Origin of the sequence: Pseudomonas sp. NY15181 (assembly GCF_048068055.1) — a bacterium.
Lineage (GTDB): Bacteria > Pseudomonadota > Gammaproteobacteria > Pseudomonadales > Pseudomonadaceae > Pseudomonas.
The window spans coordinates 95,672-109,030 of record NZ_JBLUPT010000013.1; the positions used below are offsets into that span (position 1 = coordinate 95,672).

Annotated in this window: 12 protein-coding genes; 4 read left to right on the plus strand and 8 right to left on the minus strand. The window is 68.5% G+C overall.

Going from position 1 to position 13,359, the window contains the following annotated elements:
- Positions 1–2: 2 nt before the first annotated feature.
- The 4 genes from ACNFBT_RS24615 to ACNFBT_RS24630 all read right to left on the minus strand — a co-directional run bounded on the left by ACNFBT_RS24615 (position 3) and on the right by ACNFBT_RS24630 (position 3,465).
- Positions 3–395 carry a GFA family protein gene (locus ACNFBT_RS24615; protein WP_416753325.1) on the minus strand — a complete coding sequence of 131 codons (393 nt, stop codon included), beginning with the start codon at positions 393–395 and terminating at the stop codon, positions 3–5.
- A gap of 165 nt (positions 396–560) precedes the next feature.
- Positions 561–1,817: an FAD-dependent oxidoreductase gene (locus ACNFBT_RS24620; RefSeq protein ID WP_416753326.1), complete on the minus strand. Its 1,257-nt coding sequence runs from the start codon at positions 1,815–1,817 to the stop codon at positions 561–563.
- A gap of 47 nt (positions 1,818–1,864) precedes the next feature.
- Positions 1,865–2,623 carry an SDR family NAD(P)-dependent oxidoreductase gene (locus ACNFBT_RS24625; protein WP_416753327.1) on the minus strand — a complete coding sequence of 253 codons (759 nt, stop codon included), beginning with the start codon at positions 2,621–2,623 and terminating at the stop codon, positions 1,865–1,867.
- A 62-nt stretch (positions 2,624–2,685) separates the two neighbouring features.
- Positions 2,686–3,465: an SDR family NAD(P)-dependent oxidoreductase gene (locus ACNFBT_RS24630; RefSeq protein ID WP_416753328.1), complete on the minus strand. Its 780-nt coding sequence runs from the start codon at positions 3,463–3,465 to the stop codon at positions 2,686–2,688.
- 185 nt (positions 3,466–3,650) lie between these two features.
- On the opposite strand from ACNFBT_RS24630, the gene ACNFBT_RS24635 reads away from it, so the two are divergent.
- The 4 genes from ACNFBT_RS24635 to ACNFBT_RS24650 all read left to right on the plus strand — a co-directional run bounded on the left by ACNFBT_RS24635 (position 3,651) and on the right by ACNFBT_RS24650 (position 7,894).
- A complete protein-coding gene (locus ACNFBT_RS24635; protein ID WP_416753329.1) occupies positions 3,651–4,556 on the plus strand; it encodes a LysR family transcriptional regulator in 906 nt (301 codons plus the stop codon).
- A 139-nt stretch (positions 4,557–4,695) separates the two neighbouring features.
- Entirely contained in the window at positions 4,696–5,184 is a 489-nt protein-coding gene (locus ACNFBT_RS24640) for a MarR family winged helix-turn-helix transcriptional regulator (protein WP_416753330.1), read from the plus strand.
- 164 nt (positions 5,185–5,348) lie between these two features.
- A complete protein-coding gene (mhpT, locus tag ACNFBT_RS24645) occupies positions 5,349–6,569 on the plus strand; it encodes a 3-(3-hydroxy-phenyl)propionate transporter MhpT (RefSeq protein ID WP_416753331.1) in 1,221 nt (406 codons plus the stop codon).
- 71 nt (positions 6,570–6,640) lie between these two features.
- The gene (locus ACNFBT_RS24650) at positions 6,641–7,894 is read left to right on the plus strand and encodes a thiolase family protein (protein ID WP_416753332.1); all 1,254 of its coding nucleotides are present in this window, start codon (positions 6,641–6,643) and stop codon (positions 7,892–7,894) included.
- Between the two features lie 111 nt (positions 7,895–8,005).
- On the opposite strand, the gene ACNFBT_RS24655 is transcribed toward ACNFBT_RS24650, so the two are convergent.
- The 4 genes from ACNFBT_RS24655 to ACNFBT_RS24670 all read right to left on the minus strand — a co-directional run bounded on the left by ACNFBT_RS24655 (position 8,006) and on the right by ACNFBT_RS24670 (position 13,098).
- Positions 8,006–9,862 (minus strand): feruloyl-CoA synthase, encoded by a 1,857-nt coding sequence (locus ACNFBT_RS24655; RefSeq protein WP_416753333.1) that lies wholly within the window; start codon positions 9,860–9,862, stop codon positions 8,006–8,008.
- 115 nt (positions 9,863–9,977) lie between these two features.
- On the minus strand, positions 9,978–11,429 hold the full coding sequence (locus ACNFBT_RS24660; RefSeq protein ID WP_416753334.1) for an aldehyde dehydrogenase: 1,452 nt from the start codon (positions 11,427–11,429) through the stop codon (positions 9,978–9,980).
- A 57-nt stretch (positions 11,430–11,486) separates the two neighbouring features.
- Positions 11,487–12,317, minus strand: coding sequence for a p-hydroxycinnamoyl CoA hydratase/lyase (locus tag ACNFBT_RS24665; RefSeq protein ID WP_416753335.1), 831 nt, complete (start codon positions 12,315–12,317; stop codon positions 11,487–11,489).
- 610 nt (positions 12,318–12,927) lie between these two features.
- Positions 12,928–13,098 (minus strand): hypothetical protein, encoded by a 171-nt coding sequence (locus tag ACNFBT_RS24670; RefSeq protein WP_416753336.1) that lies wholly within the window; start codon positions 13,096–13,098, stop codon positions 12,928–12,930.
- Between the last annotated feature and the right edge of the window lie 261 nt (positions 13,099–13,359).

A 13,359-nucleotide genomic window follows, 5' to 3' on the forward strand; every position in this document is an offset into this window, starting at 1 on the left:
GCCTACTCCTCGGAACGCCCCGTGGCGTCGCGGTCACGCTCGTATCGCCGCGCCAGCGGGAACGGCGGCAGCCAGGCCTCGCGGCGAATGGTCCAGAGTTCGTAGGTGGGCCGGAACTGGTCCGGAGCATCCAGGGAGCCCAGGTTCACCTCGACCTCATCGCCACTGCGCCCGAACACCGACGAGCCGCAACGGGGGCAGAAATAGCGCCCGTTGTAGTCATGGGTTTCGCCTTCGATCGTCACCGCGTCCTGGGGGAAGATCGCCGACGCATGGAACAGCGCGCCGTGATGCTTGCGGCAGTCGAGGCAGTGGCACAGGCCGACCCGATAAGGGCGCCCTGAGGCCACGAGACGGACGTTGCCGCACAGGCAACCGCCGGTGAATCGTTCCATGTTGCACCTCCGCTGACATCGAGTGTCAGGGCTGTCTACGAGGAAGCCCGTCGGGCCTCGGGAACCGGCATTATCACCCTGATTACCGGACGTGGCGGCAAGACCGCGAAGCGGCCGGCTCAAGCCCTGATGCCGGATCAGGCGGGAGCGTCGGACGGTCGCGCCTCACCGCACCGCCTCGACCGCGCAGGCCCAGGCCTGCAGGGCATCCCGCGCGGCCAGGGCGATTTCCTCATCGCTGCGTCCGCTGAATTGCCGCTCCACGGCGTCCGCGGCAATGAGCCCGGCCACGGTCGGCGTTCCGACTGCATCGGTCAGGTCCAGCCATTCGACCCAGCTCGCCGGCGTGTCGTACCAGCGCAGGTAACCGGTCGGGGAGCGCGGCCACCAGCGCCGGTCGAACTGCAGCACGACCTTTTCCAGCCGCCCCATGCCCAGGTGGGCCAACGCATCCCGCTGGGGCTGCGGCAGCTCGGGGACGAACTGCAGGGTCTTGAGCACACCAAGCGGTACGGTGCAGATGCAGAAATCGCCAAGCGCGTCATTCACCCGCACGTCGCTGCCCTGCCAGTCGATCCGGGCGACGGGTTGCCCGAGCCGGATGTCGAGCCCGGCCGCCAGGTGGTCGATGACCTGGCGGTAGCCGCCGGGGAGGAAATGATCGTCGTTGCCGACGCCTTCCTCGTCGAGCGAGTCCACTGACAACTCAGCGAGCGGCAGGCAGGCTTCGATGATCAGGTTGCCCTCGATGGCATAGCGCGTCGCGCGCGCCTCGGCCGGCGCCAGCCCGGCCAGGTAGCGCGCCACGCCTTCGGTCAGGGGAAGACGCCGATCGATTCCCCGGCGAAGCGCTTCCCAGGCGGCCTCGATGCCGTCGACCGGGCCGTCGCTGGCGGCCGCCAGCGGCTGGCTGAAGTCGGTCCCGACCAGCCGCACCCCGAGGCGCTCCGCCTCGCGGGCCACGGCGTTGTCGCCGAACTGCTGCAGCCAGGCGGCGCCGACGTCCACGGTCACCGGCCCCAGTTGCAGGCTGTGGGTGCGGCCGCCGATACGCTCCCGGGCTTCGAGCACGACGCAGTCGATGCCCTGCGCGCTCAGGTGGCGAGCCGCCCCCAGGCCCGCGCATCCCGCACCGATCACTATGACTCGCCGGGCCCCGGCGCGCACCGCCAGGTTCGCCGCGCGAATCCCGTCGTCCCAGGCGCCGTGGACCATGGCCGGCGCCTTGGGATTGCAGGCCTCGCCGGCGATCACCAGGCGACCGTCCAGGCAATCGCCCAGCGCCGCGCGATGCGCCGGGGACCCTCCGGGCAGAAGCGTGCTGTAGGCACCCTGGGAATAGACGTCGTGGCTCCAGTGGGTGACGTGCCAGGCGATGGGGCGATGCACGAGTGACGCCTGTTTTTGACGCAGATTCCTCATGGCAGGACCTTCCTTGTGTTGCGGTTTTCCATGGCCGGGCGGGCCACTCAATTGCCCGCGGACACGCCGCGATCGATCGCCAGGTCCGCACCCGTGATCGATCGCGCGGAGGGCTGGCAGAGGAAGAACACCAGTTCAGCCACTTCGCCGGGCTGGATGAAGGCCGCCCGGTCGCCCTGGGGGTACTTGGCGAGCAGTTCGCGATAGTAGCCCTGGGGGTCTCCGGCGCCGTAGCGCTCGGCCTGGAAGCGCAGCATGGGCGTTTCGATGTCGCCCGGCGAGACCGTGTTGCAGCGCACCCCGAAGGGCGCCAGGTCCAGCGCCAGGGTCTTGCTCATCAGGGTCACGCCGCCCTTGCTCGCGCAGTACGCGGCGGCGTTGCGGTTGCCCTGACGGCCGGCGTCGCTGGAGATATTCACGATCGCCCCTTCGCTGTCCTTGAGGTGCGGAATCGCCGCCGAACACATGAAGAAGGTGCCCTTGAGGTTGACGTCCAGCACAATGTCGAAGTCCTCTTCACTGCACGCTTCGACCGGTCCCTCGCGCCATACACCGGCGGCATTGACCAGCGCATCGATGCGTCCGGCCGCCTGCATCGCATCGGCCACTATCCGCCTGCACTCGGCGGGCTGGCGTATGTCCCCTGCGCAGTAGCCGGCCAGGCCCGCCGCGTCGGCCAGGCGCCGCAACGCCTCGCTGTCCAGGTCGGTGGGGAACACCCGCCACCCCGCCGCACTAAATCGTTGGACCAACGCCTGCCCCACCCCGCCGCACGCGCCGGTTATCACAACCACTGGCTTGCTCATTGTTGTCTTCCTTCATGGACTCGGGGCTCCGCGCCTCGGCAGGCCGGGCGCGCCCCGGACGCTCAGGGCGCCTTGTTTTCAACCAGGCAGTTGCCGCCATCGACGACCAGCACTTCACCGGTCACATAGCTCGCTTCCGGCGATGCCAGGAAGGCCACTGCGGCGGCGACTTCCGCCGGGCGCCCGGCCCTGCCGACGGGTGTATGGCGCCCGGCAATGGCTTCCTCCTCGGTGGAGGACTCGGTGGCGATCCAGCCGGGCGCCACGCTGTTCACGGTGATGCCGTAGCGGGCCACTTCCAGCGCCAGCCCCATGTTCATGCCCACCATCCCGGCCTTGGCCGCGCTGTAGGCCGCCTCGCCGGGGTTGCTGCCGCGGGTGCCGGTGGTGGAGCTGATCTGGACGACCCGTCCATAGCCCCGCTCCCGCATGCCCCGCAGTACGCCACGGGTCAGCAGGAAGGCGGTGGTCAGGTTCCGCGACAGCGCCAGGTTCCACGCGGCCAGGTCGGTATCGACCACGTCGGCGAAGGGCTCCGGGCTGCCCTGCATGGCCATGCCGGCGTTATTGACCAGGATGTCGATCCGCCCCCACAAGGATTCGGCCCACTCTACCAGGGCACTCACCTGCGCCTCATCGGTGAGGTCCGCCGTGCGTCCTTCGGCCTCGAAGCCTTCGGCGCGCAGTTGCGCCACACGGTCGAACAGGCGCGGGCTGCTGGCGGTGACGATGAGTTTCACGCCGCATTGACCGAGCCGACGCGCGATCGCCATTCCAATCCCTTGCTCGCTGCCGGCGCCGCTGATCAGCGCGACCTGGCCCTGCCACTGTGCATTCGGCATTTCAGTCTCCTTCGATTGCGATAGTGCGAGCCAGATTAGGCGCGTCCTGGCAGTCGAAAAAGACAATTACCATCAGCTATTCTGACAACCCTCCGGACCCGCACCGGGATTTCAGAGCCTTTAGAGCGTAACCAAGCCTTTGATCCCTGGATTGGCGAACACCGTCATCAGGATTTCTGAAAACCATGGCTTTCTCCAGCGACTCCCTGTCGATCTTCCTCGCCGTGCTGGACAGCGGCTCATTCTCCGCCGCGGCGCGCAAGCTCGGCCGCGTGCCGTCGGCCGTCAGCATGGCCGTCGCCCAACTGGAGGCGGAGCTGGATCTCACGCTGTTCGACCGCAGCACGCGCAAGGCCCTGCCCACCGCCGCCGCGCTGGCCCTGGAGCCCCAGGCCCGGCAGGTGATCTGCCAGTTGAACCTGCTGGATGCCCAGGCATTGCAGTTGCACAAGGGGCTCGAACAACGGCTGAGCATCGCCATTGCCCCGGAGCTGCAGACCGGCCGCTGGGGCCAGCCGCTGGCGACCCTGGCCGAGGAGTTCCCCGCGCTGGAGATCGAAGTGCGCTCGGCCACGCAGGCCGAAGCCGTCCGCATGCTCCACGAAGGCGCCGTGCAATTGGCCCTGGTATTCGAGCGCCCCGGCATCAATGAGCGGGAGTCGTTCCTCGAAGCGGGCAGCCAGCTGCTCGTCGCGGTCGCCTCTCCGCAGCACCCCGTCGCGCGGCAGAACGACAGGCCACTGCGCGAGGAAATGCTCGCGGAGCAGCGGCAGATCATCGTCGCCTCGGGCACGCCCACCGGGTCGGACCCGCGCATGGTGCTGTCGCGGCGCATCTGGTTGACCGACAGCTACCTGGCCACCCTGGAGTTCATCCAGTCCGGGCTGGGCTGGGCCTACCTGCCGCAGCCCCTGGTCCAACCCCTGCTCGCTTCGGGCGCGGTCACGGAAGTCCGCTTCGACAACATGGCCAGCCGGCTGCGCCTCTGGGTCGACGTCATCTGGATGAAGTCCCGCCCACTCGGCCTGGGCGCAAGGCGCTACCTCGAGCTCATGCGCCAGTTCTTCAAGGACGAGCCGCCCAGATCCTGAGTCCGAGCGCGACCGATGCGCAAGCTGCCCGCGCGCGCCATGGCAGCCCCTCAGCGTGAAAAATCCGCCCCGGCTGGTCAGGCAAGCGGAAAAGGTGCGAAGATCGCCCAAAATCGTTAACACGAGTAACAGTGCTCGCATGGCCAAGAAAAGCGCATCCGCCCCGCCCCTCGACGACGACGCCCAAGAGGCCGCCAGCACGGCCCTGAGCTCGCCCCTGGACAACTACGTCGGCTACGCCCTGCGCCGCGCCCAGCTGTCGGTCTTCCAGCACCTGGTGAACGAGCTGGCGCACTTCGACCTGCGTCCGGCGCAGTTCACCGCCCTGGCGATCATCGAGAGCAATCCCGGGCTGATGCAGGCCGACCTGGCCCGCGCCCTGAGCGTCGAGCCGCCGCAACTGGTGCCGCTGCTGAACAAGCTGGAAACCCGCGCCCTCGCGGTGCGGGTACGCTGCAAGCCGGACAAGCGCTCCTACGGGATCTTCCTCAGCAAGGCGGGCGAAGCCCTGCTCAAGCAGCTCAAGGAAGTCGCCCTGCAGAGCGACCTCGAAGCCACCGCCGGCCTCTCCGACGGCGAACGCGAACAACTGCTCGGCCTGCTGCAGAAGATCCATACCCCCGCCTAACCCCTCCTTCGTTCAGCCTCCCGCTTCCTCATCGCGCCCCGCCCACCGCCTCCTGCGGTGGGCGGCCGTGGCGTTGACGAATCCGTCCGGGCCTCCTAGCATCGCAAACACGTTAATTTAGTTAACTTGTTTAAGCCTAAAACAACTACAAGAGCGCCATCGGCATGAACGACACCTCTTCCGCCCCCGCGGCGCGGCAGACCACCGCCACTCGCCTCACCATCCTGCTGTGCTTCATCGTCGCCCTGCTCGAAGGTGTCGACATCCAGTCCTCGGGTATTGCCGGGCCGGGCATCGCCGCGCATTTCGGCCTGGACAAGGTCCAGCTCGGCTGGGTGTTCAGCGCCAGCATCCTCGGCCTGCTGCCTGGCGCCTTCGTCGGCGGCTGGCTGGCGGACCGCATCGGGCGCAAACGCGTGCTGACCGTCGCGGTGGCGCTGTTCGGCCTGTTCTCCCTGCTCACCACCCAGAGCGGGAGCCTCGACAGCCTGCTGGCAGCGCGCTTCATGACCGGCCTGGGGCTGGGCGCGGCGCTGCCCAACCTGATCGCCCTGACCTCCGAAGCCGCCGGCAGCGCCCGGCGTGCCACCGCGGTCAGCCTGATGTACTGCGGGGTGCCGCTGGGCGGTGCGCTGGCGTCCCTGGCCGGGATGTCGGCCGGCGCGGATCATTGGCAACTGGTGTTCCACATCGGCGGCTGGGCGCCGCTGCTGGTCGCGCCACTGCTGTACCTGCGCCTGCCGGAGTCCCCGGCCTACCAGCAGCCGTCCGAAGAGCGCCAGCGCATCGGCGTGTACCAGGGGCTGTTCCGCGCGGGCCAGGCATTGCCGACCCTGCTGCTGTGGCTGAGCTGCTTCTTCACCCTCATGGTGGTGTACATGCTGCTCAACTGGCTGCCCTCGCTGCTCATGGGCCAGGGCTTCAGCCGCATCCAGGCCGGCAGCGTGCAGTTGCTGCTGAACCTGGGCATGACGCTGGGCTCGGTCCTGGCCGGCGTGCTGCTCGACCGCTGGCGGCCGACGCTGCTGGTGGCGTTGATCTACGCCGGCATCCTGCTCGCCCTCGCCGGCCTGGGCTCGCTGGAAGGCTTCGCCAGCATGCTGCTGGTGGGCTTCGCCGCCGGCTTCTTCGTGCTCGCCGCGCAGTTGGTGCTCTATGCCCTGGCGCCGCAGTTCTACCCGGCCGGCATCCGCGCCACCGGGGTCGGCTCGGCGGTCGCCGTGGGCCGCCTGGGCTCCATCGGCGGGCCCCTGCTGGCCGGCCAGATGCTCGCTTCCGGCGCCGGTACGGCAGGCCTGATGGCCGTGGCCGCGCCCGGCATCCTGGTCGCCGCCACCGGGATCATCCTCCTGCTGCGGCACCGACCGGCCAGCGAGCACCACTGACCTCATCCAGTCCCGCTGCACAGCATTGCGCTGCGCCAGCGCTCAGTTCACGCCCCCATCAGGAGCCCCGCATGGCCCTACCCGGACTTTTCAGCGCCTTCGACGACGCCCTGCTCGTCGAGGCCGTTCGCACGCCCTGGATCGACTACCGCGGCGCCCTCGCCCCCGTCTCGCCAACCGACCTGGGCATCTGCGCCGGCCGCGCCGTGCTGCAACGCAGCGGCGTGGACCCGGCCGGCATCGACAGCGTGCTGGCCGGCAACATGGCCCAGGCCAGCTTCGATGCCTACATGCTGCCGCGCCACATCGGCCTGTACTGCGGCGTCCCCCAGCACGTCCCGGCCCTGGGCGTGCAGCGCATCTGCGGCACCGGCCTTGAGCTGCTGCGCCAGGGCGCCGAGCAACTCCAGCAGGGCCAGGCCCGCAGCGTGCTGTGCGTGGCCAGCGAGTCCATGTCGCGCAACCCCATCGCCAGCTACGGCCATCGCAACGGTTTCGCCCTGGGCCAGCCGGTGGAGTTCAAGGACTTCCTCTGGGAGGCGCTGCTCGACCCGGCCGTGGGCCTGAGCATGATGCAGACCGCCGAGAACCTCGCGCGCCGCCACGGCCTGCGCCGCGACGAAGTGGACGCCTATGCCCTGCGCAGCTTCGAGCGCGCCTTGCGCGCCCAGGCCGGGGGCTGGTTCGCCGGGGAAATCCACGAAGTGATCGAACAGACCTTCGAGCAGCCCGGCCTCCAGCCACGCCGGCTGAAACTGGCCGGACGCCAGGCGCGCGCCGCCCAGGACAGCCATATCCGCGAGACTTCCGCCGAGGCCCTGGCGCGCCTGAACGCGCTCTACCCCGACGGCGTGCAGACCGCCGGCAACAGCTGCGCCGTGGTCGATGGCGCCGCCGCCGCGCTGCTGATGTCCAGCGCCGAAGCCGCCGGCATGCCGGTGCTGGCGCACCTGCGGGCCGCTGCCGTAGTGGGCGTCGACCCGGCGTACATGGGCATCGGCCCGGTTCCGGCGATCCGTCGCCTGCTCGACGGCAGCGGGCTGCGGCTGGAGCAGATCGGCCACTTCGAGATCAACGAAGCCCAGGCCGCCCAGGTGCTCGCCGTGCAACGCGAGCTGGAACTGGACGACGAGCGCCTGAATATCCACGGCGGCGCCATCGCGCTGGGTCACCCGCTGGCCGCCACCGGGCTGCGTCTGGCCCACACCCTCGCCCGGCAGATGGCCGCCAGCGGCCGCCGCTATGGCATCGCCTCCGCCTGCATCGGCGGCGGCCAGGGCATGGCGGTGCTGCTGGAAAACCCGCACCCCGCCACGTTCAACTGAGTCTCGATCTCGCGGCGCCCTCCCGGCGCCGCGCCTCATCCATCCGAATGTCCCGCATAAAAAAACGAGCCGCCTCACTCGCGCAAGGCGGCCCGTTTCGTTCAGTCACGCTCAGGGCGCGGCAATCGCCCGGACGTCTCCACCCCGGTACAAACCCTCGATCAGCTCGGCACGCGAGGCCAGGATGGCGCGCTGGTTCAGCGAACCCTTGTCGGTGATCTCGCCCCGATCGATGGACGGCGCCTCATCGAGCAACGCTGCCCAGCCGAAGAAGTTCGCATTGCCGGTCGCCTGCCGGTTGAGTTGCCCCAGCCAGTCGCGGAACCAGGCCCTGACCTGCGCACTGCCCAGCACCTGGGCATCGCTGGCGTCCATTCCAAGCCCGGCCAACACGCGGCACTCCGCCATGCGCGGGAACACCAGCAGCCCAAGGCTCGGGCGGTCGGGCGCCAGCACCACCACATCCTGCACGTAGCGCGCCCCGGCGAGCACCGCCCGAGTGCGCAGCGGGCCGACATTGACGAACACCCCGGAGGACAGCTTGAAGTCCTCGGCCAGGCGGCCATCGAACATCAGGCCCAGCTGCGGATCGGCGTCGTCCGCCAGGCGCAGCGCATCGCCGGAGCAGTAGAAGCCCTCCTCGTCGAAGACCTCGGCGTTCTGCTCGGGGCTGCGCCAGTAGCCACGCATCAGGTTCGGCCCCCGGTAGCGCGCTTCCAGCTTGCCTTCCAGCGGCACCAGCTTGACCTCGCAGCCCGGCGCGGGCAGCCCCACGTAGCCCGCCACGGAGAGCGGGCCGGTGGTGAAGGTGCAGGACGGCGCCGCCTCGGTCATGCCCAGGCCTGCCATCATGCGGATGCGTTCGCCGCAATGGGCTTCGGCCAGGCGGTCGAGGCGATCCCAGACATCCTGGGACAGCCCGGCGGCAGCGAAAAAGAACAGGCGGATGCGGGCGAAGAAGCGCTCCCGCAGTTGCGGGTCGCTCTCCAGCGCCCCGGCCAGCTCCTCCCAGCCGCGCGGCACCGTGAGGTAGGCGGTGGGCGAGACTTCCTTGAGGTTGCGCAGGGTTTCGGCGAAGCCCTGGGGCGTCGGGCGGCCGCCGTCGATGTAGAAGCTGCCGCCGTTGTAGAGCGCAATGCCGAGGTTGTGGCTGCCGCCGAAGGTGTGGTTCCACGGCAGCCAGTCCACCAGCACCGGCGGCTCCTTGGCGAACTCGGGGAAGGTCTGCAGCAGCATCTGCTGGTTGGCGCAGAGCATGCGCTGGGTGGTGGGCACCGCCTTGGGCAGCTTGGTCGAGCCGGAGGTGAAGAGGAACTTGGCGATGGTGTCGCCGTCCGTGTCGGCGAAGGCGGCATCCGCCTCGGCGCAATCCTCGGCCTGCAACAGTTCGGCAAAGGCGCGGCAGCGCCGGCCCGCCAGCTCGCCACGCTGGAACAGCAGCGGAACCTGGGCATCGATCACCGTTTCGATGGCGCGGCGGAACGGCCCTGCGTCGGCGGCGAAGACCAGCCCCGGCTGCAACAGGTCGACGATATGGCGCAGCTTGGCCAGGTCCTGGGAGACCAACGAATAGGCCGGCGACAGCGGGCAATAGGGAATCCCCGCGTACATCGCGCCGAACGCTAGTTGCAGGTGTTCCAGGTCGTTGCCCGAGAGAATCAGCAATGGGCGTTCCGGGCCGAGCCCGTAGGCCAACAGGTTCTGCGCGATGCGCCGGGTGTTGTCGAGCATCTGCGCGTAGCTGATGCGGCACCACTGGCCGGACTCGTCACGGGCGGCGACGAAGGTCTGCTGCGGCCGCTCGCCGGCCCACAGCTGCAGGCGCTCCAGCAGGCGCCCGGGCAGCGGCTCCAGCGCTTCGCGGGCTCGCAGGTAGAGGGTGCCGTCTGCCTCGCGACGGACCTCTACCTCGGGATGGCCGATGGCGACCCGCCGGTAGCGTGGGGGGGAATTGGATTCGACAGTCATGGAGTGTCTTCCATCGAGACGCGCCGCCGCACCTTGCGGCGCGGCGGCGAAGATCTTGTTCTTGTTCTGCCCGGCGTCCTGCCGGGCACTCGGATCGGGGGCGCGGATCGGCGGCTCAGATCGGATAGTGGCGCGGCGTGGTCTGCAGGGTGATCCAGCGCAACTGGGTGAAGTGATCGAGTGCGGCGCGGCTGCCGAAGCTACCGTAGCCACTGGCCTTGACGCCACCGAAAGGTATCTGCGCCTCGTCATGCACGGTCGGGCCGTTGATGTGGCAGATACCCGATTCGACGCGTCGCGCCAGGTTCAGCGCGCGTGCCTGGTCGCGGCTGAAGATCGCCGCCGACAAGCCATATTCGCTGTCGTTGGCCACCCGCAGGGCTTCCTCGTCGCCGTCCACGCGGATCACGCAGAGCACCGGGCCGAAGGACTCCTCGGCGTACAGGCGCATGTCCGGCGTCACCCCGTCGAGCAGCGCCGGCTGCATGACGGCGCCCTCGCATTCACCCCCGCAGAGCAGGCGCGCGCCCTTCTCCACCGCGTCGTCGATCAGTGCGCGAATACGCCGTGCGGAGGCCTCGTCCACCAGGCTGCCGAGCACCGAGTCCGGGGCGGCGGGATGACCGGCACGCAGGCTGGCGGTCTTCTTCGCCAGGCGTTCGACGAAGGCATCGGCCACCCGCGCATCGACGATCACGCGCTCGGTGGACATGCAGATCTGCCCCTGGTTGAAGTAGCCACCGAAGGCGGCGGCCTCGACCGCCGCATCCAGGTCGGCGTCGTCCAGCACCAGCAGCGGCGCCTTGCCGCCCAGCTCCAGCAGCGCCGGCTTGAGGTGGCGCGCACTGAGCTCGCCGATGATGCGTCCGACGCGGGTCGAACCGGTGAAGTTGACGCGTTTGACCGCCGGGTTGGCGATCAGCCGTTCGACCAGCCCGGCAGCGTCTTCCGGGGCGTTGCTCAGCACGTTGACCACGCCGTCGTCCAGGCCCGCGTCGTGCAGCACCTGGCCGATCAGCCGGTGCACCGCCGGGCACTGCTCGGAAGCCTTGAGCACCACCGTGTTGCCGCACGCCAGGGCCATGGCCAGGGCGCGGGTAGCGAGGATCACCGGGGCGTTCCACGGTGCGATGCCGAGCACCACGCCCACCGGTTGGCGCATGGCCATGGACAGCGAGCCCGGCACGTCGGAGGGGATCACTTCGCCCAGTACCTGGGTGGTCATGCCGGCCGCTTCGCGCAGGATGCCGGCGGCCAGGTGCACATTGAAGCCGTACCAGTTGGCCATGGCGCCGGTTTCGCGGGCGCCGGCGGCGATGAACTCGGCGCCGCGCGCCTCCATCAGCCGGGCGGCTTCCAGCAGGCGCAGGCGTCGCTCGCCGGGGCCCAGCGCCGACCAGGCAGGAAACGCCGCGGCGGCGGCAGCCACGGCGGCATCGGCATCCTCGAGGGTGGCGGCGGCGGCGACGCTGGCCGGCGTGCCCGTCAGCGGGTCGAGCCGGGTGAAGGTGCGTCCGTTGCTGGCAGGCAAGGCCCGTCCGCCGATCAACAGCGAGACTTCGTTCATGCAGCGATTCCTCTTGTCATTGTTCTGGCCACGGGGACGGAACCCCGCGGCGGCGGCTCAGCGGCGGTAGGCCTCGAGGCCCGGCTTGATGCTCTTTTCGTCGAGGAATTGCTTCAGACCCTGCTCGCGGCCGTGCTCCGGGTCGCGCAGCTGGGCCTGGTCGAGCTTGGCGTAGAGGTAGTCCTCGTTCTGCTCCCAGGTCAGCTCGCGGCAGCGCTTGAAGCCGTTCTTCGCCGCGCGCAGCACCACCGGGTTCTTGTCCAGCAGCTCGCCGGCCAGTTCCAGCACCGCTTCTCGCAGTTGCGCCAGCGGCACGCTGCGGTTGACCAGGCCCATCTCGGCGGCCTTGCGGCCATCGAAGGTCTTGCCGCTCATGATGTAGTACAGCGCCTCACGGTGGCCCACGGTATCGGCCATGGCCTTGCTGACCAGGTTGCCCGGCGGGATGCCCCAGTTGATCTCGGACAGACCGAACACCGCCTCGTCCGCGGCGATGGCCAGGTCGCACGCCACCAGCGGGCTGAAGCCGCCGCCGAAGCACCAGCCGTTGACCATGGCGATGGTCGGCTTGGAGTACAGGCGCAGCAGCTTCCACTGCCATTCGGAAGCGTCACGGCGGATACGCTCCTGGAGAATCTCCGGGCCTGCGTCCACTTCGCGGAAGTATTCCTTCAGGTCCATGCCGGCGGTCCAGGCGGTACCGGCGCCGGTCAGCACCAGCACGCGCGCGTCGCCATCCTGCTCCACGGTTTCCAGCACGTCGCGCATCTCGCGGTTGAGCGTGGGGCTCATGGCGTTGCGCTTCTCCGGACGGTTCAGGGTGACCCAGGCGATGCCGCCTTCCACTTCGACGGTTACGGTCTGCCAGCGGCCTTCGTACGTGTTCATGTCTCACCTTTGCTCTTGTTTTGCTTGGTGAGGGGAAAGCTATCCTGCCATATTAGTTATGTCAATTAACTATATTCCAGATTTACTGACTCGAATGCAGGCCCGGAAAGGCACGTGCACGTCGCCAGGAACCTGGAAAATCAAGCCAAAATGGCTGTAGACGGCTTCAACCCAGGTACAGGCAGACCTTGCCAGCCCGTCTCGCCACACTGTTAGTTAATGTGAATAATCAAATATCCACCCATGCCGACGGCACCGGGGTTACAGGGCTTGAGAACACTGAGTGGAAGCGAGAGCGCACGGCGAGGTGGGCGCCGGCACCTGGCGTCACTGCGCTCACGCTTGGGAGGGGGAAATGCGGATCGGGGCGACGAACGAGCACCGCACACAGCGGGCTCCGGACGCAGAGGCGCTCCGATTACCCGAGGCGAGGAAATCAGTTCAGCGGACAGCAGGCGATCGCCCGCGTCCGGCTCGACGTCGATACGCCAGCGGGCGGAGCACGGCCTCAGTCAGACGTGGCTGCGTCCTGCCTCGCACACGGCCAGACGCCGCACGGTCCGCGCAAGCAGCCGTGCTCCTGGGGGGGGCAGCGGGCCGACATCTGGGATCAGGGCAACAACCGGCTGATGGAAGGAACCGGCACGTAGCAGCTGGGGTAGCTGGCGTTGCAATAGACGGCACTGGCCACGGCAGCCGGTTTGGGCTGGACCAGCAACAGAACATAGGCCGCGCAGAGTGCACAGAGAACCGCAGCCAGGCAGATTTTTTTTGTTTTCATTGCCTTCACCGCCCTTGAGGGAGAACTAGGGGTGGTTCGAGACTATGAAAAAGGTGCGACGCATTGCCTCGTCCAAACGGACTAGATTCTTCGTTCGCCACGCTCGCGCCGCCCGCCCCCGCGCCCACTGGATTGGCAACCGCTCTATCTCGCACTCTCGAGGTGAAATCGGTCGTTCACCCGCGCCCGTTCAAGTCGATGGACGGCCGACCTTTCGTCGAGCCGGCGACGTCACCCGGCAAGCGCCAGGGAAATCGGCTG